Origin of the sequence: Acidianus ambivalens, from assembly GCF_009729015.1 — an archaeon.
Taxonomy (GTDB): Archaea; Thermoproteota; Thermoprotei_A; order Sulfolobales; family Sulfolobaceae; genus Acidianus; species Acidianus ambivalens.
On record NZ_CP045482.1, the window covers coordinates 2,064,560 to 2,088,688 of the forward strand.

31 protein-coding genes and 5 tRNA genes are annotated in these 24,129 nt (G+C 31.8%); 27 read left to right on the plus strand and 9 right to left on the minus strand.

Annotated features, from left to right (window positions below):
• Position 1 precedes the first annotated feature (1 nt).
• Positions 2-367, plus strand: coding sequence for a hypothetical protein (locus D1866_RS11805; RefSeq protein ID WP_152940087.1), 366 nt, complete (start codon positions 2-4; stop codon positions 365-367).
• Positions 368-396: 29 nt separating this feature from the next.
• Complete coding sequence (locus tag D1866_RS11810) at positions 397-2,016, plus strand: DNA-translocating ATPase CedD (protein WP_152940089.1); 1,620 nt, start codon at positions 397-399, stop codon at positions 2,014-2,016.
• Here D1866_RS11810 and thsB read toward each other — a convergent pair.
• The gene (thsB, locus tag D1866_RS11815) at positions 2,013-3,677 is read right to left on the minus strand and encodes a thermosome subunit beta (protein WP_152940091.1); all 1,665 of its coding nucleotides are present in this window, start codon (positions 3,675-3,677) and stop codon (positions 2,013-2,015) included. The two genes, D1866_RS11810 and thsB, sit on opposite strands and share 4 nt — an antisense overlap.
• Positions 3,678-3,779: 102 nt before the next feature.
• On the minus strand, positions 3,780-4,292 hold the full coding sequence (locus D1866_RS11820; protein WP_152940094.1) for a TFIIB-type zinc ribbon-containing protein: 513 nt from the start codon (positions 4,290-4,292) through the stop codon (positions 3,780-3,782).
• A 63-nt stretch (positions 4,293-4,355) separates the two neighbouring features.
• On the opposite strand from D1866_RS11820, the gene D1866_RS11825 reads away from it, so the two are divergent.
• From D1866_RS11825 to psmB, 3 genes are read left to right on the plus strand one after another with little or no spacing between them, the layout of a single operon-like run.
• A complete protein-coding gene (locus tag D1866_RS11825) occupies positions 4,356-4,742 on the plus strand; it encodes a hypothetical protein (RefSeq protein WP_152940096.1) in 387 nt (128 codons plus the stop codon).
• A 1-nt stretch (position 4,743) separates the two neighbouring features.
• Positions 4,744-6,024, plus strand: a complete 1,281-nt coding sequence (gene hisS / locus D1866_RS11830) for a histidine--tRNA ligase (RefSeq protein ID WP_152940098.1) — start codon at positions 4,744-4,746, stop codon at positions 6,022-6,024.
• A gap of 29 nt (positions 6,025-6,053) precedes the next feature.
• Complete coding sequence (gene psmB / locus D1866_RS11835; RefSeq protein ID WP_152940100.1) at positions 6,054-6,644, plus strand: archaeal proteasome endopeptidase complex subunit beta; 591 nt, start codon at positions 6,054-6,056, stop codon at positions 6,642-6,644.
• Positions 6,645-6,649: 5 nt separating this feature from the next.
• On the opposite strand, the gene D1866_RS11840 is transcribed toward psmB, so the two are convergent.
• A complete protein-coding gene (locus tag D1866_RS11840; protein WP_152940102.1) occupies positions 6,650-7,036 on the minus strand; it encodes a DNA-directed RNA polymerase subunit G in 387 nt (128 codons plus the stop codon).
• Positions 7,037-7,089: 53 nt separating this feature from the next.
• On the opposite strand from D1866_RS11840, the gene D1866_RS11845 reads away from it, so the two are divergent.
• Positions 7,090-7,530: an Lsm family RNA-binding protein gene (locus D1866_RS11845; RefSeq protein WP_048054564.1), complete on the plus strand. Its 441-nt coding sequence runs from the start codon at positions 7,090-7,092 to the stop codon at positions 7,528-7,530.
• Complete coding sequence (gene tgtA, locus D1866_RS11850) at positions 7,530-9,005, plus strand: tRNA guanosine(15) transglycosylase TgtA (RefSeq protein ID WP_155861238.1); 1,476 nt, start codon at positions 7,530-7,532, stop codon at positions 9,003-9,005. Before D1866_RS11845 ends, tgtA begins: the two co-directional genes overlap by 1 nt.
• On the opposite strand, the gene D1866_RS11855 is transcribed toward tgtA, so the two are convergent.
• Genes D1866_RS11855 through D1866_RS11865 form a run of 3 tightly spaced genes read right to left on the minus strand, consistent with a single transcriptional unit; the run spans position 8,985 to position 11,369 of the window.
• The gene (locus D1866_RS11855; protein WP_152940106.1) at positions 8,985-9,701 is read right to left on the minus strand and encodes a proteasome assembly chaperone family protein; all 717 of its coding nucleotides are present in this window, start codon (positions 9,699-9,701) and stop codon (positions 8,985-8,987) included. The genes tgtA and D1866_RS11855 overlap by 21 nt on opposite strands.
• Positions 9,685-10,200 (minus strand): PUA domain-containing protein, encoded by a 516-nt coding sequence (locus D1866_RS11860; RefSeq protein WP_152940108.1) that lies wholly within the window; start codon positions 10,198-10,200, stop codon positions 9,685-9,687. Before D1866_RS11860 ends, D1866_RS11855 begins: the two co-directional genes overlap by 17 nt.
• Complete coding sequence (locus D1866_RS11865; RefSeq protein WP_152940110.1) at positions 10,197-11,369, minus strand: proteasome-activating nucleotidase; 1,173 nt, start codon at positions 11,367-11,369, stop codon at positions 10,197-10,199. The genes D1866_RS11860 and D1866_RS11865 overlap by 4 nt, the downstream gene beginning before the upstream one ends.
• Before the next feature lie 67 nt (positions 11,370-11,436).
• Between D1866_RS11865 and D1866_RS11870 the strand changes: the two genes are divergently transcribed.
• The 6 genes from D1866_RS11870 (at position 11,437) to D1866_RS11895 (ending at position 15,099) form a co-directional block, all read left to right on the plus strand.
• Complete coding sequence (locus D1866_RS11870) at positions 11,437-11,931, plus strand: multiprotein bridging factor aMBF1 (protein WP_155861239.1); 495 nt, start codon at positions 11,437-11,439, stop codon at positions 11,929-11,931.
• Positions 11,928-13,034: a GTPase HflX gene (gene hflX, locus D1866_RS11875; protein WP_152940112.1), complete on the plus strand. Its 1,107-nt coding sequence runs from the start codon at positions 11,928-11,930 to the stop codon at positions 13,032-13,034. The genes D1866_RS11870 and hflX overlap by 4 nt, the downstream gene beginning before the upstream one ends.
• A 63-nt stretch (positions 13,035-13,097) precedes the next feature.
• Entirely contained in the window at positions 13,098-13,610 is a 513-nt protein-coding gene (tfe, locus tag D1866_RS11880; protein ID WP_048054891.1) for a transcription factor E, read from the plus strand.
• The gene (locus D1866_RS11885; RefSeq protein ID WP_152940114.1) at positions 13,555-14,562 is read left to right on the plus strand and encodes a DNA cytosine methyltransferase; all 1,008 of its coding nucleotides are present in this window, start codon (positions 13,555-13,557) and stop codon (positions 14,560-14,562) included. The genes tfe and D1866_RS11885 overlap by 56 nt, the downstream gene beginning before the upstream one ends.
• The gene (locus D1866_RS11890) at positions 14,534-14,980 is read left to right on the plus strand and encodes a RecB-family nuclease (RefSeq protein ID WP_155861179.1); all 447 of its coding nucleotides are present in this window, start codon (positions 14,534-14,536) and stop codon (positions 14,978-14,980) included. The genes D1866_RS11885 and D1866_RS11890 overlap by 29 nt, the downstream gene beginning before the upstream one ends.
• Before the next feature lie 44 nt (positions 14,981-15,024).
• Positions 15,025-15,099: transfer RNA gene (locus D1866_RS11895), tRNA-Val, on the plus strand.
• A gap of 77 nt (positions 15,100-15,176) precedes the next feature.
• On the opposite strand, the gene D1866_RS13860 is transcribed toward D1866_RS11895, so the two are convergent.
• On the minus strand, positions 15,177-15,248 hold the full coding sequence (locus D1866_RS13860) for a putative integrase (protein ID WP_420809239.1): 72 nt from the start codon (positions 15,246-15,248) through the stop codon (positions 15,177-15,179).
• A 228-nt stretch (positions 15,249-15,476) separates the two neighbouring features.
• Here D1866_RS13860 and D1866_RS11905 point away from each other — a divergent pair.
• The 6 genes from D1866_RS11905 (at position 15,477) to D1866_RS11930 (ending at position 17,201) form a co-directional block, all read left to right on the plus strand.
• Positions 15,477-15,565 (plus strand) — tRNA-Tyr (locus D1866_RS11905).
• Between the two features lie 64 nt (positions 15,566-15,629).
• Positions 15,630-15,860 (plus strand): LSM domain-containing protein, encoded by a 231-nt coding sequence (locus D1866_RS11910; RefSeq protein ID WP_013775614.1) that lies wholly within the window; start codon positions 15,630-15,632, stop codon positions 15,858-15,860.
• Between the two features lie 12 nt (positions 15,861-15,872).
• Positions 15,873-16,058 (plus strand): 50S ribosomal protein L37e, encoded by a 186-nt coding sequence (locus D1866_RS11915; RefSeq protein ID WP_013775615.1) that lies wholly within the window; start codon positions 15,873-15,875, stop codon positions 16,056-16,058.
• On the plus strand, positions 16,059-16,973 hold the full coding sequence (gene speE, locus D1866_RS11920) for a polyamine aminopropyltransferase (RefSeq protein ID WP_152940117.1): 915 nt from the start codon (positions 16,059-16,061) through the stop codon (positions 16,971-16,973).
• 31 nt (positions 16,974-17,004) lie between these two features.
• Positions 17,005-17,112: transfer RNA gene (locus D1866_RS11925), tRNA-Ser, on the plus strand.
• A gap of 4 nt (positions 17,113-17,116) precedes the next feature.
• Positions 17,117-17,201, plus strand: a tRNA-Leu gene (locus D1866_RS11930).
• Between the two features lie 243 nt (positions 17,202-17,444).
• On the opposite strand, the gene D1866_RS11935 is transcribed toward D1866_RS11930, so the two are convergent.
• A tRNA-Leu gene (locus D1866_RS11935) sits at positions 17,445-17,550 on the minus strand.
• 259 nt (positions 17,551-17,809) lie between these two features.
• On the opposite strand from D1866_RS11935, the gene D1866_RS11940 reads away from it, so the two are divergent.
• The 8 genes from D1866_RS11940 to spn are packed head-to-tail and all read left to right on the plus strand — an operon-like array spanning position 17,810 to position 22,865.
• A complete protein-coding gene (locus D1866_RS11940; RefSeq protein WP_152940119.1) occupies positions 17,810-18,109 on the plus strand; it encodes a 50S ribosomal protein L21e in 300 nt (99 codons plus the stop codon).
• A 6-nt stretch (positions 18,110-18,115) separates the two neighbouring features.
• Complete coding sequence (locus tag D1866_RS11945; protein WP_152940121.1) at positions 18,116-18,457, plus strand: DNA-directed RNA polymerase subunit F; 342 nt, start codon at positions 18,116-18,118, stop codon at positions 18,455-18,457.
• 38 nt (positions 18,458-18,495) lie between these two features.
• A complete protein-coding gene (locus tag D1866_RS11950; RefSeq protein WP_152940132.1) occupies positions 18,496-19,155 on the plus strand; it encodes a DUF655 domain-containing protein in 660 nt (219 codons plus the stop codon).
• Positions 19,152-19,808, plus strand: coding sequence for a 16S ribosomal RNA methyltransferase A (locus tag D1866_RS11955; RefSeq protein ID WP_152940134.1), 657 nt, complete (start codon positions 19,152-19,154; stop codon positions 19,806-19,808). Before D1866_RS11950 ends, D1866_RS11955 begins: the two co-directional genes overlap by 4 nt.
• Complete coding sequence (locus tag D1866_RS11960; RefSeq protein WP_152940136.1) at positions 19,760-20,353, plus strand: HemK2/MTQ2 family protein methyltransferase; 594 nt, start codon at positions 19,760-19,762, stop codon at positions 20,351-20,353. The genes D1866_RS11955 and D1866_RS11960 overlap by 49 nt, the downstream gene beginning before the upstream one ends.
• On the plus strand, positions 20,331-21,017 hold the full coding sequence (trmJ, locus tag D1866_RS11965) for a tRNA (cytidine-2'-O-)-methyltransferase TrmJ (RefSeq protein WP_152940139.1): 687 nt from the start codon (positions 20,331-20,333) through the stop codon (positions 21,015-21,017). Before D1866_RS11960 ends, trmJ begins: the two co-directional genes overlap by 23 nt.
• 32 nt (positions 21,018-21,049) lie before the next feature.
• Positions 21,050-21,676, plus strand: coding sequence for a 30S ribosomal protein S3ae (locus D1866_RS11970; protein WP_013775623.1), 627 nt, complete (start codon positions 21,050-21,052; stop codon positions 21,674-21,676).
• Complete coding sequence (gene spn, locus D1866_RS11975; RefSeq protein ID WP_152940141.1) at positions 21,648-22,865, plus strand: bifunctional sugar-1-phosphate nucleotidylyltransferase/acetyltransferase; 1,218 nt, start codon at positions 21,648-21,650, stop codon at positions 22,863-22,865. Before D1866_RS11970 ends, spn begins: the two co-directional genes overlap by 29 nt.
• Here spn and D1866_RS11980 read toward each other — a convergent pair.
• Positions 22,862-24,067: a redox-regulated ATPase YchF gene (locus tag D1866_RS11980; protein ID WP_152940143.1), complete on the minus strand. Its 1,206-nt coding sequence runs from the start codon at positions 24,065-24,067 to the stop codon at positions 22,862-22,864. The two genes, spn and D1866_RS11980, sit on opposite strands and share 4 nt — an antisense overlap.
• Positions 24,068-24,129 lie beyond the last annotated feature (62 nt).

Consider the following 24,129-nt stretch of genomic DNA (forward strand, 5'->3'; position numbering starts at 1 on the left):
GATGATAGAAATCTCTCAAACTACATGGAGCGCTGATAAAAAGAATATTATAAAATTTGATGGCAAATGTGTAATACAAGTGATTAAGGATATTCCGCCTAAATCAGTAATTAATCAAGCATGCTATATATTTTTTAAAACATATACAAAATCTCGTATTAAAGAACCAGAAATTTATTTTCTAACTTTATTGTATTCAACTTCTCAAATTGCTAATGCGTTGGCTCATGTAAAATTTAAGGAAGGAGATATTGTGTATGTAATAAAATGTTGTGAGAAAGATATCAATAACTTTGAACAAATACAAATTAAAGATAATTGCGAACGTATTGCATTATCTACTAACGCAATAAATTCGCTCATCTGAGTCTCTAAAAGATATATATAACTTAGTACATGAATTTTAATAAGATAGGTCCTATTGCCCTATTTATACTTGGGTTTGGTTTAATATTATTACAATATCATTTAATATATATATATAAATTTAATTCAGTATATTTTGTCCTTATCGTACCTATATTAATTTCATTTATTATAATATTTCTAAGAAAAAAGAATATTATATCAAACATATTAGTCAAAAATAATATATTTATTATTAAGTCAAATAACGCTAGCATAATAGGTATAGCTTTTAGAATTTTAGGTAAGCAGGATATAAATAATTCAGATAATAATTTGCAAAAGGAATTAGACAATTTAGTTGATGTATTAAGCAGGAAATCTGACAATATAAAATATAGTATAGTCACATATATTTATAATAGACGTAAATCTTCTGCTTTAATTATGTTTAAAGAATGTAAAAAGGAAAACTATACGATGTGTGAAACAGAAGTGCTTCAAGAATATGAAATACTAAAAAAATTGGCAGAATCTATTGCTCCGCATATAGCCTTAGAGCCTATAAAGGTAAGTTATGAAACATTACCTATACCTAATGATTTTGGTAATTTAACATATGTCCGAGTTTTTGAAAAGCAATATGAAATACCTAAATCAGAGAATATTCAAGTAGACTACGATATTGAATTAGGTTACGTGATAACATCATCTTTAGCTAAAATTCCTATAGGTATACGAAGTAACGACGTCTTTAGGCATATAGGAATATTTGGTACTACTGGCAGCGGAAAATCTAATACTGCAGCCATAATAGCTTCTCAATTAGCAAGTAAAGGGTTCAATGTCATAATTTTAGATTGGCATGGTGAATATATAAATAAGTTAAAGGATTTTAAAATATATAATGAATCAAATCCATTGAGGCTTAATATTCTAAAACTATATAATTTAGAAGAAACTGTTGAAATCTTTCAAGATGTTCTTGAGCTTACCGATCCCCAAAGATATATACTATATATAATCCTTTCCGAACTAAGAAAATATAAGAGATTTTCTCTCTCTACGTTATACGACGCAGTCTCAAGAATAAAGGACGAGTATACTTGGATTAAAGATGTAAAGCTAGCATTACTTAGAAGAATGAATCCTATACTTTATAGACCAGTAAGACTTCTGCTAATTTCTAACATTAACATGGAAGACGAACTTGCTAACAATAATAAAATAATCATAGACTTAAGTTTTATACCAGATATATCAGTAAGGAGGTTATATGCATTATTTATAATTCGTGCAATTACAGACATTTACATAAAGCGAAAGATAAATAACAAACCAACTTTGATTGTACTGGAAGAAGCTCAAAACTACTTTAATAATAGTAATAATGAAATGGTCAGTAGATTACTTAATGAGATACGAAAATTTGGAATAGGACTATGTATTATTACTCAGAGTCCCTCATCAGTTTCCCCAGATGTAGTTAAAAATACTAATATAAAAATAATTCATGCGATAAAATCAAATATAGATAAAAAAATAATCGTAGATTCACTTGCGTTAGACCCTAACTTATCCAATATCCTGGATAAGTTAGACATAGGTGACGCTATAATTTCTGCACCAAATATAAAACAACCAACATTAATAAAAATTAAAGAAATTTAGTCTTCTTCTGATGGTTTGCTTTCTCCACTCTTGGATTCGCTTCCAGAGGATGTTGATTTCTTACCTGCTGCTACTAAATCGTCTATTCTAAGTATTAATGTTACTGCTTCAGTTGCAGCTTTAATTGCATTCATTTTAACTAATGCTGGATCTATTACTCCTTTTTGCCACATATCTACTGGCTGTCCTGTGTACAAATCTACACCTACCCACTTATTATTCTCGTTTTCATGTGCGCTTCTTAGTTTCATTAATAAATCTATTGGATCAAAACCTGCATTCTCTATAAGTATCATTACTAGACTTTCTAATGCTGATGCGTATGCTTCGATTGCCAATTGTTCTTTACCTCCTACTTGTGGAGCGTATTTCCTTAACGCTTTGGCTATCTCTATTTCTATTGCACCTCCTCCTGCTACTGCTCTTCCATCTTTAATTACATCTGCTACAGTTCCTAATGCATCTCTTAATGCTCTTTCAGTTTCGTCTACAACTCTCTCTAATCCTCCTCTTATTAGTATGCTTATGGCTTTAGGATTCTTTGCGCCTTCTACAAATACCATTTTATCTTCTCCAACCTTTCTTTCTTCTACAAGTGCAGCATATCCAAGATCTTGTGGGCTTAATTCGTCAATATTAGAAACTACTCTTCCTCCAGTTGCTCTAGCTAGTTTTTCTAAGTCACTCTTCTTAGCTCTTCTTACTGCTAGTATACCCTTCTTTGCTAAATATGACTGTGCTACCTCATCAATTCCTTTTTGGCATATTACTACGTTAGCTCCAGTGGCCGCTATCTTATCTACCTTTTCTTTTAGCAAATTATCTTCCTCTTCTAAGAATTTCTGCATTTGTGAGGGATCATTAATTCTTATCTCTGCATCAAGTTCAGGCTTTTCAGCTTCTAATGAGGCATCAAGTAACGCTATTTTTGCATTTTCTATTCTCTTTGGCATTCCTGGATGTACTACTTCTTTATCTACAATTATTCCATATACTAATTGTGTATCGTTAATTCCTCCTCCGGCTTTCTTTACTATTTGAATATTATCTAGATCTACATACCACTTATCTCCTCTTAATTCTGAGACCTGCGTTACTGCTTTTACTACGATGTCGGCTAAATATTCTCTTGCACCCGCTACTGATTTGCTGCTTAGTGAAGTCATTGCAACCTTCTTAAGTAAGTCAGTATCATTTATACTAACTGGTTGTGCCATCTCTTGAATTGTCTTTAGTGCTACTTCTTCAGCTTTCTTATAACCACTTATAATTATTGTGGGGTGAATATCTTTGTACAATAAGTCTTCAGCTTTCTTAACGAGTTCACCTGCTAATATTACTGCAGTTTTAGTTCCATCAGCAGTTTCTTCATCTTGACCTTTTGCAATTTGTACTAACAGCTTAGCTGCAGGGTGCTGAAGATCCATTTTATCTAATATAGTAGCTCCATCATTTGTTATTGTGATGTCGCCTAAGCTGTCCACGAGCATCTTATCCATTCCTCTAGGGCCATATGTACTTTTTAGGGCTTCTTCTACAGCTTTAACTGCTGCAATGTTTAATCGGACTGCTTCTTTTCCATAGGTTCTTGAAGAACCTTCCTTTAAAATTATTACAGGAATTCCTTCAGGAGTAGTAGCTACAGTAGCTGTGGATGACATATAATTCACCTTCACACTCACTTTGAAACTGGTTATATAAAAATTTAACTGTTAATACGAGTGTGTGCAAATCACGTTACTTGCTAGGATGAAACAAGTAATTTAATCTAATAATTCTTTATTCATGTATTTTAGCTCTTTAGGCAGTTTATATGTAATTTTTCTAAAATATTTTTCATTTATATGTAATTTTTCTAAAATATTTTTCATTTTTCTACATCTATATCCTGCTATATAAAAACTTAAAGCAACTCTTATTTTTATTTTTCTACCACTGAATATTCCATTTTTTTCTAGAAATTCATATATTTTATACACTTTTTTATCCATATTGAGTAGGCTTAACGCTAATTCTCCATCTTCAGTTATAAATTTCATGTTTTCCTTATTGTTGAATATTCTAAATTTATTTGATATTGTTTCTGTTAATTTTATGAAATTTCTTGTTTCCTTTCTTTCTGAAAAGCCTTTATTTAAATCTATTATCTCTTCAGAGGTACCTATTTGAGAATAATCGTAAAGCGTATCAATTACACTTCCGCATGAGGAACAAATTATATTTCCATGCATAGTATCCCATATTAGATCCTTTGAGTTACAGTATGGACATTGCATGATAATTGTTAACGTTGAGTAATCATTATAATTTAATTGTTACCAAGTACATTAGACTGAGATATGACCGAAACTAAGGTCGAAGAATTATTGACTAAAATCATGTCTAGTAAAATTTCAGAGAAAGACTTACAAGAGTTGCAAGCAATATATAGTAATGATAAAAATTTTTGGAACAAGATTTCTGTTGTTATAGATTTGAGGTTAAGATCAAAGAAGGCTAAAATTTCTAGCAAAGTTGATAATTTGATATATTTATACGATTCAAGTGGAAAAGTGATTGGTATAGTTATAATTTATAATGAGAATGAGCCTTTAAAAATAAACGAAATATTCAAATTCATTGAAATTGCTAAGTCGTCTAATGTAGATGCATACTTAGCTATAATAGACAAGTATGGAGACATAACTTATTATAACCTTTCTGAGGTATCATTATCTAAGGGCTGATATGGTATCTTATGAACCTTTGAGAGGAATGAAAGACTATTTTGGTGAAGACGCTGAAAAAATCAGATATATTGAGGATCAATTTTCTAAAATTGTAAAAAAATCAGGATATATTGAAGCTATAACACCTATTCTTGAGGAATTCGAATTATTTGCATTAAAGGGCGGAGAAGAGTTAAGAAATACAATGTACACATTTGTTGATAAAGGTGGAAGAGAAGTAGCCTTAAGACCAGAATTCACACCTAGCATAGTAAGATTATTTCTAAACTCTATGCAACATTTGCCTAAGCCAATTAGATTATATTATATTGGGACTGTTTATAGGTATGATGAACCTCAGTTTGGTAGATATAGGGAATTCAGACAAGCCGGAATAGAAATGCTGGGTGAATCTTCAATTAATGCTGATTTAGAAGTTTTAAGTATATTATGGGAATTTTTTAAGAAAATCAATTTGGAAAATATTACTATAAAAATAAATAATATAGCAATATATAGAGAACTTTTTTCAATGTTAAAAATGTCTGAGGATCAAGAAGATCATTTATTACATTTAATCGATAAAGGAAATAAAGATTCTGTAATAGAATATTTATCTAAAATTTCAGAATATAAAATTCTAAATATAATAAGGGAAATGCTATATAATTCTATATCTAAAGAATCGGATTTTATTGAGCTAATCAAAGATTTGAATAATGAGCGTTCAAAAGTTTTAGAAAATCAAATTTCAAGACTTTTTAAAATTTATGAAATCTTAGCTAAGCTTAATGTTCCAATAAAAATCGACTTATCACTAGTAAGAGGTTTAGCATATTATACTGGAGTAATCTTTGAGGTAGCTCATCCTTCAGTCTCTTTTAGTATTGCTGGAGGTGGAAGGTATGATAATTTGGTGCAACTCTATGGCGGACCATCTACACCTTCTATAGGTTTTGCAATAGGAGTAGAAAGAGTTTTGAGTGTTTTACAAAATTTAAAAATAAAAGATAATTTTAGAAAAATAGCAATAATTCCTCTAAACGAAAATGTAATTGACTATGCACTTAAAGTTCTTTTCATCTTACATGAAAATGATATTCCTGCAATATTGAACACAAAAAATATTTCATTATCGAAGATAATACCAAATTTACTGGATATGAATATAAATATAGCCATTATTATTGGAGAAAATGAGAAAATGGAAAATAAAGTTTCAATAAAAGATCTAACAACAAGACAGCAAAGTTCAATATCGCTTAACGAGCTTTTGTCTTACATAAGGCAAATAATTTAAACTTTGTACAAAGACTTATAGTGATAATTATGGAAGAGTTACCCTCAACTGCAGTAGGAATAAAGTTAAACGATGGCGTAATCTTAGCCGCTGAACGTAGGTTAAGTTATGGAGGCTACGTTCTAAGTAAATCTGCTAAAAAGGTTCATATAATAGGCAGATTTGGAATAGCTGGTGCAGGACTTTTTGGAGATTTACAAGCTTTAACTAGGATAATGAATGCTGAAATAAAATACTATGAATTATATAATGAGAAGCCTATATCCACTAAAGCAGCAGCGAAATTATTATCTATTATATTATATCAATACAAATATATGCCATTTATTTCTGAAATTCTATTTGCTGGTGTCGATAACGGAATTCCTCAATTATATGTCTTAGATCCATTAGGTTCTCTTTTAGATGATGTATATGCAGCAGTAGGTTCTGGAGCTAGAGTTGCCATAGGCGTTCTTGAAGCAGAATACGATCAAAATATGTCATTAGATAAAGGCAAAGAAATAGCAATAAAGTCTATTAAAGCATCTATAGAAAGAGATGTAACTTCTGGAGATGGTATTGATATCTTGATATTGGATAAGTCTGGAAAAACATATACAGAATATATTCCTTATTAATTTTATTACGATTTTATTACGCAGAAATATATGTGATCCATTATATTAAATCCATATTTATTAAGAAAGCTTGAATCGCTTTCTATTTTAACTAGTAGACCAAATAAAGATATTATTGTAATATACGTCTTTTTATTTTGGTTAATTTTCTCTTTCTCTGTAACTATATATCCGTGTCCACAAAAATCGTTCTGTGTAAAACTAGGCTTTGACCTAGATATTATAACATTAACCTTTTCATTATTATTAAAAATATTGATCTCTGATGTAACATCTAAATTTATATTAATATCTTGACATTTTATGTTTACTACATATAAATCTCTAAGTACGCCCTTTTGAATAGACGTTATTGTTCCTTCTTCATTAAACTCATAATTTATGCGTTGCAAGGTTTTTCACTTCATTATTTAAATCCTTGTATATTAATCTTATGTTGACCGTTATGAGTATAAGTCGTAGAGTAGTTTATGATATAAATTCATTAATAGATAAAACTGTAATAATAAAATTAACTAATGGAAAAACGTATACTGGCCAATTATCGTCTTTTGAAATAGATCCTTTTATGGTAAGTATATCAAATGCTAAAGATAATGAAAACAATGTTTATTATAAAGCTATAATAAATGGTAGTATTATTTCAGAGATTCTAATAAAGAACGCTCCAATTTTTGACGTAAAGGAGTTCGCTAGTCTAATAGAAAAGTCCTTAAATTTAAGGCCTGGCGATATTAAAGTTTATGAAGAAGCAGGAGTTATAACTGTCCTAGAGAAAATTAAAGTAACAGAAAACGGTGTTGAAGGTAGTGGACCTCTTGCCCAAAGAATTTATGACCTATTTAATGAGTATGTAGAAAAGAAAAAGAGAGAGACTTCAAGATGATTGGAGATTTTGAGGTAAAAGAAGAAGACTTAGCAGGTAGAATAGGTAAATTAGAAACTTCGCATGGCATTTTAGAGACTCCGGCTTTTTTTCCAGTAGTTAACGTACTAAGAAAAGAGATATCCATTAAAGACGTCATGGCTGTGGGATTTAATAGTATAATAACTAATGCATATATACTTAAAAAAAATAATATAGTTAAGCAAGATATACATAAAGAACTTGATTTCAATTCAATTATAATGACTGATTCAGGAGCGTATCAGATCTTAGAATATGGTAATATAGAGGCTAATAATAGAGAAATTGTAGAATATCAGAATCAAATAAAGCCAGATATTGCAGTAATTCTTGATGTACCGACTGGAAAATTGGAAGATAGAGAAGAGGCGAAAATGACTGTTGACGAAACATTAAGAAGAGCTAAAGACGTAGAAAGTATAATAAATACCGAAAATATAATATGGACTCATCCAATTCAAGGAGGAAGATTTTTAGATTTGCTTCAATATTCTGCAGTAGAAGCAAATAAAAGAGAGAAATATAAATTACTAGCATTGGGTAGTCCTACTGTATTAATGGAAAAGTATGATTATGATACATTAATTGATATGATATTTACAGTTAGGTCATCTATAAGTAGAGGAAAACCATTACATTTATTTGGTGGAGGCTTACCGCATTTAATACCTTTTGCAGTAGCATTAGGAGTAGATTCCTTTGATTCTGCATCGTACATATTATATGCTAGGGATAATAGATATATAACTAGGTCTAGGACATTAAAGCTTGAAGAGATAGACAGTTTCCCATGTAGTTGTCCAGTGTGCTCAAGATATACTCCTCAAGAGCTTTTAGAGATGGATGAAAGCGAAAGAACTAGACTACTAGCAATTCATAATTTATATAAAATATTAGAAGAAATTAGAGAAACAAAAATAGCTATAAAAGAAGGAAGATTATTTGAGTATTTACAAGAAAAAGCATTTTCTCACCCTTCAGTATATTCTGCGTTTAAGAGATTGCTTAAATATGCAGAATATTTGGAAAAATATGACCCAAGAGTAAAAGGTGAGATAAAGGGGTTATTTTTATATGACGAAAATTCTATAAAAAGACCAGAAATTATTAGACATCATAGATACCTTGACTTAATAAAACCCATGCATGATAAGGCAATAGTAATTTGCGGAGATAAGTTTGCACAACCATTCATTTTAGATCCTTTTATTTTAAAAATTGTTAAGGAAAAATATATGGAGGCAGATATATACATAGCTTATCCATTTTACGGTCTAATACCGGTTCTAGTTTCTGAGTCTTATCCATTGTCTCAATTTGAAATTCCAAAGTCACTATCAGAGAGTGTAATTAGAATATCTTCAGATAAGGCTAATAGTATATTAAAAGCTAAATATAAAAAAGTCGAATTAATAGAATGTGAAAATTCAAAGCTACATATAATGCCTATCTAATCCACTTCTACTTATTTCTTTTTGGATATTCTCTAATTGTTTTTGAAGTTCTTCTTCTAATTTTTTGGCGTCTTCATAAAGTTCAGTAACATCAATATTGGTACCTAGAATTTTATTTATTGCATCTACAGCAATTGCAGCAGCGGCAGGATCTATTCTTTCTTTGTCTGCATAAGGTAAGAGGACTATTGCTGGAAGATCCTCAATTTCTGAATAGATAGTAAATAATGCTAAAGGCCCTACCATTATTAACTGCTTCTCTAATTCTGGATAAGGTAAATTTATTGTACTTTTAGAAGTTTTAAGCCATCTAAGCTCTTCTGAGCTTTCCTTATATCTCTTGTCAAGTCCACCTATTAGTATTATATTCTTTACTTCAAGTTTTTTAAGCCACATTATGGTATCTTTAGCAAAGGAGTTCCATTCACGTTGGAAAGGTAATAGATGATTTAATAGCACTATAGTATGCAATTCTTTATCATAAAACAAGTCAAAAGGCGTTGCTATGCCATATTCGTCTAAGAAAGTAACATCCCTAAGGTACTTTGTTGTTATAAATCCTATTCTTTGCAATTTACGTTTTAGCACTATATATCTTGATGCAAGATATCCAGTTTCTCCTATTGTTCTAAATCCAGTTATAAATGTGGATCCTTTTAATTCATCTTCAGTTATACCCTTAAGGATTACCTTCATTTTTATTCCTCTCCTTTACAATTACAGCCACTCCTCTTTTATATTCGATTATCTCCTCTGCTGATAACTTTAATCTACCCACAGCTACTATATTATCGTCGCCATCTACTACTATAACTTGGTCTCCAGCTCTTAGACTCTTATCTACTTCAATTACATGTTTTGCAAAAACGTTTCCAGAATATCTTACAACTTTTGCAATGTCATATGGAATTATTACTCTAAATCTAGGGGGTTTAGAACACATTTTAATCTTTTTGGCAGAATCTAAAGTTAGCGAGAATAAATTGTCTTGAGCTCTTAAAACTAAAAATAAATTATTATCTATCAGGATATTTCTTATTCTATTAGTATTTATAGATCTTTGAATAAAAAAGGAATTTGAGTTATCAAATACACAGTCAGCAATATCATAACCGAACTGATATGCAAATATATTCTTTAAATAAAAAAATTCGAACTCAGATACCTTTTCTGGATAGGTTACAAATTCTTTCATGTGTATTTCTCTTCTCTTCCTTTAAATTCTTCCTTTCTTTTAGATTTTACTTTATTTATGGCCTCTATAAAATGGTTCATTTCTATGATTCTTTTATTCTCTCTTATTGCCAAGTATCCAGCTTCAGTACATACATTTTTAATATCAGCACCGCTAAATCCTTCAGTAAGCTTAGCCAATATGTTAATATCGACATCTCTACTAACTTTCATTTTTGAGATATAGATTCTGAAAATTTCTTTCCTACCATTAAAATCTGGTAATGGAATTTCTATTATTCTATCAAATCTACCCGGTCTTAATAATGCTGGATCTAAAATATCTATCCTATTTGTAGCTCCTATTATCTTTACATTATCTAAGGGCTGAAATCCATCTAGCTCTGCAAGTAATTGCATTAAAGTTCTTTGTACTTCTCTTTCTCCACTAGTTCCTAGGTCTATTCTTTTTGCACCTATTGCATCTATTTCATCTATAAACACTATTGAAGGGGCTTTTTTCCTAGCTAACTCAAAGACTTCTCTTACAACTTTTGCTCCTTCACCTACAAACTTCTGAGCAAATTCTGAAGCAACTACATGAATAAAAGTTGCATTACTCTCTGTCGCTACAGCTTTAGCTAGCATAGTTTTTCCTGTACCTGGAGGTCCATATAGAAGAACACCTTTAGGAGGTTGAATTCCTAATTCCTTAAATATTTCTGGATTCTTTAAAGGCAGTTCTATTACTTCCCTAAGTTCTTGGATTTGTTGAGATAAACCTCCTATATCCTCGTATCTTACATTAGGTTTCTCTAATACCTCCATTGATTTTACAAATGGGTCTTCCCTTTCTGGTAAGATTTTTACTATAGCGGAACCTCTTTGATTTAGTGCTACTGACTGTCCAATTTTAAGACTTTTAATATCTATGTCGTTACTTACTGTAACTATCAAATTTGGCCCGGATGTACTTCTAACTACTACTTTTCCATCATCTAAAATATCAAGTACTACAGCTTCTATTAGAGGAGGACTTAATAATTTCTCTAGTTCAGATTTATAGTAATTTAATTCCTTTCTTAGACTTTCAGTTTCAGCTTGTAACGCATTAATCTTTTCTTCAAGCAACTTAATTATTTGCTCATAATCCTCGTTATTATCTCTAGAAACATCTATTTCTCCAGACAAGCTTAACCCATATCATTTCTTAATGAGATAGACTAAAAATGTTTGCCACTATTTATTACTTGTGAGTATTCAGAAACAACCCCAAAAATACTGTGAAATGTGCGGCATGCCAATACGTGGAAAAGGTTTTACGGTAGTCTACGAGGGTAGTATAATAACCGTTTGTGAAGTATGTTATTCAAAGATTAAAAAATCTGCTAAAATTTATGAAGAAAAACCTAAAAAAGCGCAGATAATAAAGCAACAGAGTCAAAATATCAATAATAAAAATCCAGAAATAGAAGTTGAAGTAGTTGATGATTGCTATAAAGTAATTAAAAGTGCAAGAGAGCGTTTAGGCCTTACTACTAAGCAATTGGCAGATAAAATGAAAGTTTCTGAAAATATAATAAAAAGATTTGAACAAGGCAAATTAAAGCCTACAATAGAGCAAGCAAAGGAATTAGAAAAGATATTATCAGTGAAATTACTGTATACAGTGTCAAACGAGGAAACACAGAGAGGAGAGAAGAGCTTTGAACTTACTTTAGGAGATATAGTAAATATAAGGGAAAAGAAATGAAAGCAATTCTGTTTTCATCAGAGGAGTATCTGGATGAAGCTAAAACATTGTCTGAAACTGCAGGATATGAAATTGTTAGTATATATAAACTTCCAAAAAAGCCCAATCCATCATATTATATTCAAGAAGATAAGTTAAATAAACTAAAAAACGAGAATATTGATGCTATAATAGTATTTGATCTCTTAAAGCCTAGACATTTTATCAATTTAAATAAAGAATTAGGAGGAAAGATGAAAATTTTGGATAAACTTTTATTACTATTGGAAATTTTTGCTTTGCATGCCGGATCAAAGGAAGCCCAGTTACAAATTGAGCTAGCTAAATTAAAGTATGAATTACCTATAATTAAAGATGTTTATAAAAAGCATAAAATATCTGAGCAACAAGGTCTATTAGGAGCAGGAGTTTATGGAGTAGAGTCAATACTTAGACTTTATCATAGAAAAATTGCAAAAATCTCAAAAGAACTAATGCATATAAAGGAATTGAGGGAATCTCAAGTAAAGCAACATGAAAGTAACGGTATACCAACTGTAGCTATTACTGGTTACACAAACGCCGGAAAGACTTCAATATTTAATATACTAACTGGTCTCCACCAGAAAGTGGATTCCTCAATGTTTACAACTACTGCCCCTAAAAGATTTAAAATCTCTATAAACGGGCAAAAGTTAATGCTAGTTGATACTGTAGGTTTTATTAGAGGAATTCCTCCTCAAATTATTGAAGCATTCTTTGTTACTCTATCAGAAATTAAATACGCAGATATTATACTTCTAGTAGTAGACATATCCCTCGAAGATACATTAATCCTTGAAATGCTAAAGTCTTCATTTTCAACTTTAAGAGAATTAGGAATCTCTGGAAAACCTATACTAATAGTGGCAAATAAAACAGATAAAATACCTTATGAAGAGATAGATAGGCGCTCAGACTTAATATATAAAATTAGTAACGAAATATATTCTCCTATTATTGGCATAATTCCATTTTCTGCTAAAACTTTGTATAATTTGTCTAATTTAAAGACAAAAATAGCAGAAAGTTTATTAATGTATTATAATCAGGAAAAAAAGAGAAATTACATAGGTAATCTATAAAAACGTCTAGAAGAATAATATATAGGTAGGCGAGTACAATTGACTAGTAACGTAGATGAGCTTATACTAAATTTAGCTAAGAGCTTATTAGGAGAAGAATATACAGAACTGTTAGAATTTCTCTTAAATAAAAAGACTGAAATGACCGATGATGAAATAGCTAATGAGCTGGGTATAAAAGTTAATGAGATAAGAAAAAAGCTCTATGCATTAGCAGATCAAGGGCTTGTTAGTTATCGTAAAAGTAGAGATAAGGATACAGGCTGGTATATATACTATTGGAAAGTTAATACTGAGCAAATTAATGAAATACTATTAAATAGAAAAAGAGAAATTTTAGAAAAATTAAAGGCAAGATTGGAGTATGAATCTAATAATGAATTTTATATGTGTCCAGAAGATAAAAGTAAATATACCTTTGATGAAGCGTTTGAAAACGAGTTTAAATGCCCAAAATGCGGATCTCAATTAATATATTATGATTCCAGCAAAGTAAGACAAGTATTAGAGAAAAAAATTAATGAGTTACAAGAAGAGATTGATAAAGAGACTAAACTTGGAGCTAAAAGTAGTTGACTTATTTTCTGGAGCAGGAGGATTCTCTTTAGGGTTTAAAAATCAAGGATTTAATATAGCCTTGGCTATAGATATAAATCATGCAGCAGCTAGGACATATGCTCAGAATTTTCCTTCGACAGTTGTTCTAGAAGAAGATATAAGAAATGTTACTGGAGAAGAAATAATAGATATTTTAGGTTCAAGTCCAGACATTTTGATAGGAAGTCCTCCATGCGAAGGATTTACTGCAGCTAATCCATCTAGACTAAAAAATCCGGTAGATAGATTATACTTAGATGAAAGGGGTTCTTTAACGCTGGAATTTATAAGACTTGTAGGAGAATTAAAACCTAAAATTTTCGTAATGGAAAACGTTCCTGCAATAGTTGAGACCAAGGAATTAAAAGATGCGTTGGTGCTTGAATTTTCAAAAATGGGATATAATCGAATTTATTTTAATTTTCTAAGGGCAGAAGATTACGGTAATCCCTCTAGAAGGTTAAGAGTATTTATCTCTAACATAAAAATAAACCCACCAAAATTAGCTAAAAAGGTCACAGTTCATGACGCAATATCAGATTTAGATGGGAGAACAGACGTTCCAAATAACGAGATTCATGAGATTTCTGAGAAAAAGATGCTAAAAATAAGTAAATTAAGCTTTGGTGATTATTTAACAATGTATAGGGGAAGTAAGAAAGAAATTCCGCTTTATATTAGGCTAGATCCTTTTGACCTAGCACCAACAGTTTTAGGAAATTCAAGATTTATTCATCCTTATCATGATAGATTCTTAACAGTAAGAGAACAAGCTAGATTAATGGGCTATCCGGACGATCATGTCTTTATAGGAAGTAAAGATGAACAGTATAATCAAATAGGCGAAGCAGTTCCAGTAGCCTTATCAACTGCTATTGCATCATATATTAAGGTGAAAATACGTGAAGAATATTATAGTTGGTTTGCATAATATTACAAGTTCACAAAGATTAATAGACTTTGCAAAAATAGTTTTTAATCTTGGCGTGGAGAAATTAGTTGTAACTAAAGCTAGTGGAACTGCAGCACAAGTAGGAATTCCAGAAGTAGGAAAATTAGCCTTTAAACTTAATAAATCCCTTTTAATTTTACCTGATTTGAAAGATTCAATAGAATTATTAAAACCCAGTTTAGTGTATTTAGTATCTTCTAGTGCCAGAGACGAAATAAATATTGAAGATATAAGAAATAAAAAAGATTCTAATCAAATATTAATAATATTCTCTGGTATAGAGAGTGGATTTACAAAAATAGAGCAATCTTTAGGTAATTATGTAAAAATTCCTAAATTATCAGGGGATCTAGGACCAGAAGCAGAAGTTGCTATACTCTTGTATACGCTTCTTTAATACGAGGAAAAAACTTTAAAGAGCGTTAAGCCAAAATAAAAAATGGGCCCGTAGTCTAGCCTGGTTAGGACGCTGCCCTTACGAGGCAGAAATCCTGGGTTCAAATCCCAGCGGGCCCACTGTAGGGGATATCCCCACACTCTCAATCCTAATTTCAATTTTTCGTAAGTTTCAGCTACGTCAGTTAAGGGGCGACTTAACGCTCTTTCGCTTCACCGTTCACATTCTCTAATTTGTAAACATGATACCGACCTTTTCTTTCCCTCAAGATATAGTCACCGAATTTATAACGACGTTACTTTCCTACATTTTATCGTCTCGTATCAAGGATTGTGACTCGTAAAATTTTGACTTCAAATGTGATGTAAAGGGTAAAAATTACAACAATACTTGTTTAGAGAAAGGCCTATATGCGTGTAAGAAAAAACGGGTAAAACGATTAAGCTTTCATTAAAATAACTTTTTTAATCCTTAAAGTAAAAACATAAATCGAAGACCCGCCGTAGCTCAGCCCGGTTTAGAGCGCCCGGCTGTAGATAGGGGGCAGTTACCGGGTGGTCCGGGGTTCAATTCCCCGCGGCGGGACTTCCTTCTTCGTGAAAGATAGATTTTAAACTCCTTTTGCTTCAAAATCATTTAAGGTGATATTTTGGCAGAAACCGCACATAAGGTGCTTGCAGAATCATTAGGTAGCTTAGTATTAGTTAAATTAAAAGGAAACAAAGAGGTAAGAGGACTATTAAAAAGCTATGACCAACATATGAACTTGGTACTATCAGATTCCGAGGAAATACAAAGTGATGGTAGCGGAAAGAAGATTGGTACTATAGTAATTAGAGGAGATAACGTAATTCTTATATCCCCAATACAACAAGCATAAGTGTGATTGAAAATGAAAGGGACACCATCATTTGGTAAAATGAATAAAGGTGCTACACATATTAGATGCAGAAGATGCGGAAGAAATGCATACAACCCAAGGAAGCATTATTGTGCAGCATGCGGATTTGGCAGATCTAAGAGAATAAGGAGATATAGCTGGCAGAATAAGAAGGTTAATGGAGTAAGGTTAGTTTAAATGAGTCAGTTTGGCTGGAGTTGGCATTTAGAGTGGCAAAGTCCTTGTGAATTTCACGGGCATTTAATAAATAGAGTAATTGTTGATTTAAAGACACAATATCAAAGAGTTATGGTAGCAGAGCTTGCAAGATTTGGCAAGGTATTAATAATAGATGGTAAGATTCAGTCTAGTGTAGCTGACGAGTACATATATCATGAAACTTTAGTTCATCCACTTATGCTTAGTGTTGAAAATCCAGAAAATGTGTTAATTCTAGGCGGAGGAGAAGGAGCAACACTTAGGGAAGTATTAAAGCATAAGACCGTCAAAAAGGCTACAATGGTAGATATAGATCAAGCGGTTATAGATTTTGCTAAACAATACTTAACCGAATGGCATAGAGGGTCTTTTGACGATAAAAGAAGCAGAATTATAATATCTGACGCAAAGGATTATATTGAGAAAACTACCGAAAGTTATGATGCGATAATTCTAGATTTGACTGATCCCATAAAGGGTAATACTTCATATAAGTTATATACAAAGGAATTTTACGAAAAGATAAAATCAAGATTAAACAAAGGAGGAGCAATGGTAACCCAAGCAACTTCTCCATCATTCTCTTTATGCGTTTTCTCAACAATTTTCAATACGCTTAGGCAAGTGTTTAAGCTAGTGTCTGCATCAATAGTTTATGTTCCGGCGTTTGACGGATTATGGGGATTTGTCTACGCCTCAGACTATGTAAATCCAATATCTTTAACTAAAGAGCAAGTTAACAAGAGAATTAAAGACAGGATAGAAGGTGAGCTTAGATTTTATGATGGAGAAACTCATTCAATGATATTTAATATGCCAAAAGATATAAGGCAATATCTTGCAAATGAAAAAAGAGTATCGACGGAAGAGAATCCAATATATGTTCCAGCTTGATTTTTAAGCCTTAATTTCTAATTTTATATTTGCCGGGGTGCCCGAGCGGACTAAGGGGGTAGGCTCGAGACCATTTCCAGCTAAAAGCGAGCGACCTACTGTCCGAAAGGACACGCGGGTTCAAATCCCGCCCCCGGCGTATTGCGGGGATGCCCGAGCCAGGACGAAGGGGGTAGGCTCAGGCCCTACTGGCGAAGGCCTTCGCGGGTTCAAATCCCGCTCCCCGCACTTATTATGATGAGAGTCCCGACCAATGAAAAATGATTGGGACTCTCAGCCAGCGCTGATTAAAGTTAAACTAATATAATTAAAAAATGAAATAAAAGTATTAATTTTTTATATAATATTAATAAGAAGTATTAAAATTGTATTGTTTATTGTTTGCAATATTAGTTAATTATGACTTCGTTTTAGTTAAAAATGTATAATGTATTAAGCCATATAAATAATCAATATTAATGAAAATAAACATGCGGGGGGTGGGATTCGGACCCACGCAGGCCTTCGCCAGCGGATATCTTATCTGGCGGGTGGCATCTTAAGTCCGCCCCCTTTGACCATGCTCGGGCACCCCCGCACGTAAGTAGAAATTAGAATGTACAACTTAAATGTTTTTCCATAATCTTTATAGAAGGTATCTAAGAAGCTAATTAGTGTTTAATTTAATCTTCTTTCTTCCTAAATTTTTAATATTTATTTCATAAATTAAATATTGATACATATTATATGCACATAATTTTGTCCTTTTGCATGTTTTCAAGAATTCGAGACTCTTTGCTTATAAGACTGGCCAAAAATTTAATTATAGGTATGTTTATGCTATTTTGGGTAAGATTATGGTATCTCACTCTAAGGGTAACAGAACCAGGTCGAGAAATCTTTTGAAGAAATCTCCTAGAGAAAGAGGGGCAATTCCATCCTTAAGTTCATTAATGTATGATTATAAGCCTGGAGATAAGGTAATTATTAAAATAAATTCTGCAATCCATAATGGAATGCCGCATAGAAGGTTTCAAGGGAGAGTTGCAGAGGTTGTAGGTAAGAGAGGTAGAGCTTACGAGCTAAAATTACGCGTTGGTAACAAGGAAAAATTGATAATTGTGAGACCAGAGCATCTTAGATTATTTAAGCAGTGAGGTAGATTGTCCTCAGTTATTATAGAGGAGGAGCATTATATTCCATATTCAGTAGCTAAGAAGTATGTATATGAACTAATCAGAAATGGCAATAACTCGAGTATCTTACAAAGAACATATGAATATCTTAATTCAATAACTAAATGTAGTGACGAAGATGCCAATAAACTTATGGAAGAATTAGCTCAAATAGTGGAAAAAGAAGAAATACGTGCTGTCATAGCCAGTATATGCCCAACTACAGTAGATGAAGTAAGAAGTATTTTGGCATCTGATAGCAAGAATTATGGCCAAGAAATTCTAGAGAAAATTGTAGAACTTGTTAAGAAGTATCTTCAAAAAGGTTGATATTTTTTATTAAGCTAAGCGTAATTGATTATAGTGGAATGATGGCTGAGAATAGAAGACCTTATGAGAGGAAAGGAGAAAGAAGAGTTGAAAGAAGGGAAAAGTTCGCGTACGTTTTAGATTATCTGAGAGAAGGCAATCCTTTAGATAAGCATAAAATTCATAAAAATAGGCCTTTTGCTCAATTGCTTGGCACAGATTATTTCATGTTAATGGAAGCTTCTACAATTAAGGAATTGCAAATTGAAGAGAAAGTGGACTTAGAAGATCCTTCCTTCGGCGTAAAGGTAGATTTTATAATTTCCTATGATGATTTAACTTCAGTAGCTAAAGATACTTTAAATAGGGTTATCAAAAAAATAATTGAAGAAAAAGAGAAGTTGTTTGTAGAATTCTTTAATAAATCTGAGCCTTTAACTCTTAAGCTCCATGCATTAGAACTTTTACCTGGGATTGGTAAGAAAACTTTAAGGGAAATTTTAGAAGAGAGAAAAAAGAAGCCTTTCGAATCATTTAAGGATATTGAGAATAGAACTGGAATAAAGAATATTATTGATATAATAGCCGAGAGAATTCTTATCGAAATAGAGAGAAAGGACAAGTATTATTTATTTGCTTATCCTATAGATCATAAAAAGCCTCAAGCTGCGCAACAGCAAGAGATTATTTACGTTGGATATTTGGAGAAGTTAAAATGAAACTTTCACAAAATTTTTTGGTTAATAAGTTTTTTGTTTCTAAATTTTCATCCTATGTAAAAAATGATATAAAGCCAATTGTTGAAGTTGGATGCGGTAAAGGTAATATTTCTAAGGTTATTAATCCTGATTTATGCATAGAGATTGATGATAAATTCATTAAATATCTTAGAACTTATAACCTTATTATCGCAGATGCGAGATTTTTACCTATAAAGAGAGGTCAGATAGTCTCCTCCTTACCTTATTCTATTACTGAAGATTTTTTCTTGGAAGTAAGTAAACTGGATCAAGTAATCAGTTTAGTTTTAATCTTACAAAAAGATTTTATAGATAAAATATTAAATTATGCTACTTATATTTCTTTCTTACTTAACTATATTTTTGATATTAAAACTCACGAGGTTATTCCTCCTTCAGCTTTTACACCAAGCCCTAAGGTTTATTCAATTATAGTAACTTTTATGAGGAAAAGGGCATATAATGCAAAAGTAGACGAGTATTTAAAATGTGTTAGCAGATTTAGGAATAAGAAATTAAAAAACGTAGGAGAATATTGCGGCTTTACATCTAATAGCGAAAAGCGCGTGAGGGAGTTTAAACCATGTCAAGTTATAGAACTATTGAATTTAATGGGATTAAATTATGTATAAACGACGAAGTTTATGAGCCTGCAGAAGATACCGAATTTCTGCTTTCAATTGTTAAAATTAAGAAAGGAGAAAAAGTTATAGAAATTGGTTCTGGATCTGGTATACTTAGTATAATTTCAGCTAAAATGGGTGGAAAAGTGTATTCCATCGATATTAATCCTTTCGCGTCTTTAGCTACGTTATGTAGTTCTAAGCTTAATAACCTTGATATAGATGTTATTAACTGTGACATGTTAACGTGCTTAAGAAATATAACATTTGACGTTGGTATATTTAATCCACCATATTTGCCTTTTGAAGAGTACGATGATTGGATAAAATATAGCTGGTCTGGAGGCAAATCTGGATCTGAGGTTTTAGTTGATTTTATTAACACAATATCTGCTAGAAGATTATACATATTGTATTCTTCTCTGTCTAATGAAGATAAAATATTAGAGGCTATTAGAAAAAGGAAAATGGTAATTAATAGGAAAATAGAAAAAACTTTTGGCTTTGAAAGGCTTATAGCATTAGAGCTTAATGCTGAGGGTAGTATTAGTTGAGCCTGAAGGAGAGTATAATGTAGGTTTTGTAGCTAGATTATGTAAAAATTTTGAAGTGGACGAATTATTTATCGTAAGACCAAAATGTGATATTAATTCTGCAATAAAATTTTCTGCGAAAGGAGAGAGTATTTTGCGTAACGCTAAGATAGTAGATAACTATGATGATGCACTAAAAGATGTAGAGATAAAGATAGCAACTTCCAGTATTGCTAACAATAAAGGAGACATTTTAAGGAAAGCAGTATTTCCTTGGGAATTACCAAGTGTAATGAAATCAGAAAAGGTAGCGTTGATTTTTGGTAGAGAAAGTGTTGGGTTAACGAGAGAAGAAATAAGTAAAGCGGACTTCCTTCTTTTTATACCGGCTAACCCTAATTATCCTACCCTTAATCTATCACATGCAGTCGGTATTGCTTTATATGAGATATGGAAGGCAAAGCATGAGATCAAACCTAAAATAACTAAGGAGTCTATAGACCTCTTAGATAAATACTCAAAAATTCTATATGATCTAATAAAAAGGAGTGAAGAAGATTATGTTTTGTATATTGCATTGAAAAGAGCCTTAATTAAAGGGATAAATGATGAAGAAGAAGCAAGAACGGTAATAAAATTTCTTAGGAGACTTTATACAAGAATTTTGCATGAGGATAAAGAATGATCTTATATACCCAAGTATTAATGTTTTTATAAATGTCGTCAAAATCCACAAGTGCAATTAGAGATAAATGGAAGTTAAAAAAATGGTATACTATATTAGCTCCTAAAGTATTTGGAGAAGTTGTATTAGGATCTACGCCAGCATTTGATGTATCTTATACTATAGGTAGGAAAGTAGAAACTACGCTTTATGACTTAACTGGAGATTTTAGTATGGTTTATATACATCTTTATTTCAAGGTAGTATCTCACGATGGTGATAAACTAATAACTAGCTTTTATGGACATGAATTGTCCAGGGATTATGTTAGGTCTTTAGTTAGAAGAAAAAGCTCTAAAATTAATGAAATTACTGATGTAAGAACTAAGGACGGTTATTTATTACGAGTTAAAGGTCTTGCTTTAACTACCTATAGAGTACACAGAGAACAAAGGACTGCAATAAGAAAAATTATGGAAGATCTAATAAAGAAAGACGCAGAGGGACGCACTTTTGACGAATTTATTCAAGATATGGTGTTTGGAAAACTGGCTAATGATATATTTAATGAAGCTAAGAAAATAGCTCCATTAAGAAAAGTTGAGATAGAAAAATCAAAGTTACTTGAAGCTCCTTCTCAGGAGGTCACAGTTGCAAGTAGTAATCCTAGCAGCGGGTAAAGGAGAAAGATTAGAGCCAATTACTCATACTCGACCTAAACCTTTTGTTCCACTTTTAGGTTCTACATTAATTGAAAGAACCATTAATTCTATTAAGGAGAGAAATATAGGTAATGAAATTTTAGTAGTAATTCCTTCAGATTATCCCGAAGAATATAAGGAATTTTACTCAAGGCTTAAAGATGTAAAACTAGTTAAACAAAAAACAGATTACGGGACAGCTTCTGCCTTGCTGAGCGTAAGAGAGGCAATTAAGGATGAAGAATTCCTCTTAATATATGGGGATATTCTTGTAGATGAAAATGCCATAGAGAAAGTTTCTTCAGCAGCCCATAATGCGATTCTTGGAGTAAAGGTAAATAACCCACGCGATTTTGGTGTGCTAAATATCTCAGAAGACGGCTATTTGAAGAATATCTTGGAAAAACCCCAGAACCCTCCATCCAATTTGATAAACGGTGGAATTTATAAGTTAAGTAGTAAAATATTTGAGTATATAGATAAAATTTCTAAATCTATTAGGGGTGAATATGAGCTAACAGACGCAATAAATTTATTTTCTATCGAAAATAAAATAGAAATAATAAAATATGATGGATTGTGGATGGATATTGGAAAACCTTGGGATATAATCGATGCTAACAAGGTGCTTTTAGATATAGAAAAGCCTAGAATTCTAGGAGAGGTTGAGGATGGAGTAAAAATTAAAGGTAAAGTTATAATTGAAGAAGGTGCAAGAGTTCTTCATGGTACATATATAGAAGGTCCAGTTTTTATAGGAAAAAATTCGATAATTGGTCCTAATAGTTATCTAAGACCTTATACAGTTTTATGTGGAAATAATAAGATAGGAGCATCAGTAGAGGTAAAAGAATCAGTAATAATGGAAAATACAAAAGTTCCACATTTAAGTTACGTAGGTGATAGTGTTATTTCTGAAGATGTTAATTTTGGTGCAGGTACTTTAGTAGCTAATTTAAGGTTTGATGAGGCAGAAGTTAAGGTTTTTATAAAAGGTGAGAGAGTTTCATCTGGAAGAAAGAAGTTAGGAACTTTTATAGGAGCTCATGTTAGGACTGGAATAAATGTATCTATTTTACCTGGAGTTAAAATAGGAGCATATGCAAAAATATATCCTGGCGCCGTAGTTAATAGAGACGTCAAAAAGGGAGAATTTTATAAAGGCTAGCCGTGGGCCAAGCTTGAGACTATCTTGATTACGTCTCTATCTTGTAATTGGTAATTTTCTCCAACTCTAATTTTCTTTCTTGCGTCTATTGCATATAAAAATCCTTTAGCTAGGTCACTATGTATTACTGATGCCAAGTCCTTAGGTGTAGATCCTCTCTTAATTAGGATAGCGTCTGGTAATACATTACCGTTTCTATCTGTTAATTTTCTCTCATCTTCAACTGGGAATACAGTAATCATGTTTAAAGCTCCAAATACAGCCTCATTTATAGCTTGTTGAACTCCAGTATTTCCATAAACGTCTAGTACGTTAGTTTTTATATAATCCAACGCTTTACGTTGTTTTTCAGGCAAATTGTTACTCTTTATTTTAAATTCTTTTTCTCCAGGGATATAATCTATTAGTCCATTTTTAGCGGCTTTTCTTAACGCTAATTCTGCCTCTGCACTAGTAGGAATAAGAAACTTGTATTTTTCTTTTAGTCTATCTATATTTTTTCTAGCTATAGGTATATCATCTTTATTTGCGGCTATTACAATAGGTTTCGAAATTTGTCTTAAAGTAATCCCGAATCTTCTTATGTCTTCTTCACTCCACTGCATAAATTTTACATTTTCTAATTTACTCTCCTTTAAACTTTGAATTATTTGTTCTCTATTTATAGATAATCCTGAAAGCTTACTAAGTAATGCGTCTATTGGATCTTTATTTCCTAGATCTGTTACCCTAGCGAATTTTTCCCAGTCTTTTTTGATAATTGAGATAAACCATTCATTTATCTCGTCTTCCACAAATTTTATATCTTCTTCTGGATCTCTACTGCCTGGCTCTACTGGAACTCCTTCCTCATTAGTAGATCCGCTCGCATCTATTACGTGAATTAATACGTCTGCTTTCCTTAAATCGTCTAAAAATTTGTTTCCCAATCCTCTTCCTTCATGTGCTCCAGGTATTAGTCCTGCTACATCTACCAATTTTATTGGGATAAACCTATAATCTCCTATACATATTGAATTTCTTGGATTGCATTTAACTTTGAATTCATTATGAACGCACAATGTTTTAACGTATGCCATTCCTACATTAGGTTCTATTGTAACAAAAGGCCTATTTGCAATTTCCACGTCTACTAATGTTGCTGCTGAGAAGAAAGTACTCTTACCAACATTTGTCTTTCCAATAAGGCCTACTGTAATCATGCATTTTCCTCCTAATAAGATAGGCATCACTCTTTTTAATTAGTTATTCTATTTTGAAGTAG

Bases quoted from the DNA above. Each gene is read 5' to 3' on its own strand.
- speE (WP_152940117.1), top strand. From the start codon at position 16,059: ATGAGTCAGTTTGGCTGGAGTTGGCATTTAGAGTGGCAAAGTCCTTGT.
- hflX (WP_152940112.1), top strand. From the start codon at position 11,928: ATGAAAGCAATTCTGTTTTCATCAGAGGAGTATCTGGATGAAGCTAAA.
- D1866_RS11915 (WP_013775615.1), top strand. From the start codon at position 15,873: ATGAAAGGGACACCATCATTTGGTAAAATGAATAAAGGTGCTACACAT.
- D1866_RS11825 (WP_152940096.1), top strand. From the start codon at position 4,356: ATGACCGAAACTAAGGTCGAAGAATTATTGACTAAAATCATGTCTAGT.
- D1866_RS11980 (WP_152940143.1), bottom strand. From the start codon at position 24,067: ATGATTACAGTAGGCCTTATTGGAAAGACAAATGTTGGTAAGAGTACT.
- D1866_RS11810 (WP_152940089.1), top strand. From the start codon at position 397: ATGAATTTTAATAAGATAGGTCCTATTGCCCTATTTATACTTGGGTTT.
- hisS (WP_152940098.1), top strand. From the start codon at position 4,744: ATGGTATCTTATGAACCTTTGAGAGGAATGAAAGACTATTTTGGTGAA.
- D1866_RS11845 (WP_048054564.1), top strand. From the start codon at position 7,090: ATGAGTATAAGTCGTAGAGTAGTTTATGATATAAATTCATTAATAGAT.
- D1866_RS11955 (WP_152940134.1), top strand. From the start codon at position 19,152: ATGAAACTTTCACAAAATTTTTTGGTTAATAAGTTTTTTGTTTCTAAA.
- D1866_RS11855 (WP_152940106.1), bottom strand. From the start codon at position 9,701: ATGAAGGTAATCCTTAAGGGTATAACTGAAGATGAATTAAAAGGATCC.
- D1866_RS11885 (WP_152940114.1), top strand. From the start codon at position 13,555: ATGAGTTACAAGAAGAGATTGATAAAGAGACTAAACTTGGAGCTAAAA.
- thsB (WP_152940091.1), bottom strand. From the start codon at position 3,677: ATGTCATCCACAGCTACTGTAGCTACTACTCCTGAAGGAATTCCTGTA.
- D1866_RS11960 (WP_152940136.1), top strand. From the start codon at position 19,760: ATGTCAAGTTATAGAACTATTGAATTTAATGGGATTAAATTATGTATA.
- D1866_RS11970 (WP_013775623.1), top strand. From the start codon at position 21,050: ATGTCGTCAAAATCCACAAGTGCAATTAGAGATAAATGGAAGTTAAAA.
- D1866_RS11860 (WP_152940108.1), bottom strand. From the start codon at position 10,200: ATGAAAGAATTTGTAACCTATCCAGAAAAGGTATCTGAGTTCGAATTT.
- trmJ (WP_152940139.1), top strand. From the start codon at position 20,331: ATGCTGAGGGTAGTATTAGTTGAGCCTGAAGGAGAGTATAATGTAGGT.
- D1866_RS11820 (WP_152940094.1), bottom strand. From the start codon at position 4,292: ATGCAATGTCCATACTGTAACTCAAAGGATCTAATATGGGATACTATG.
- D1866_RS11950 (WP_152940132.1), top strand. From the start codon at position 18,496: ATGATGGCTGAGAATAGAAGACCTTATGAGAGGAAAGGAGAAAGAAGA.
- D1866_RS11940 (WP_152940119.1), top strand. From the start codon at position 17,810: ATGGTATCTCACTCTAAGGGTAACAGAACCAGGTCGAGAAATCTTTTG.
- D1866_RS11805 (WP_152940087.1), top strand. From the start codon at position 2: ATGATAGAAATCTCTCAAACTACATGGAGCGCTGATAAAAAGAATATT.
- psmB (WP_152940100.1), top strand. From the start codon at position 6,054: ATGGAAGAGTTACCCTCAACTGCAGTAGGAATAAAGTTAAACGATGGC.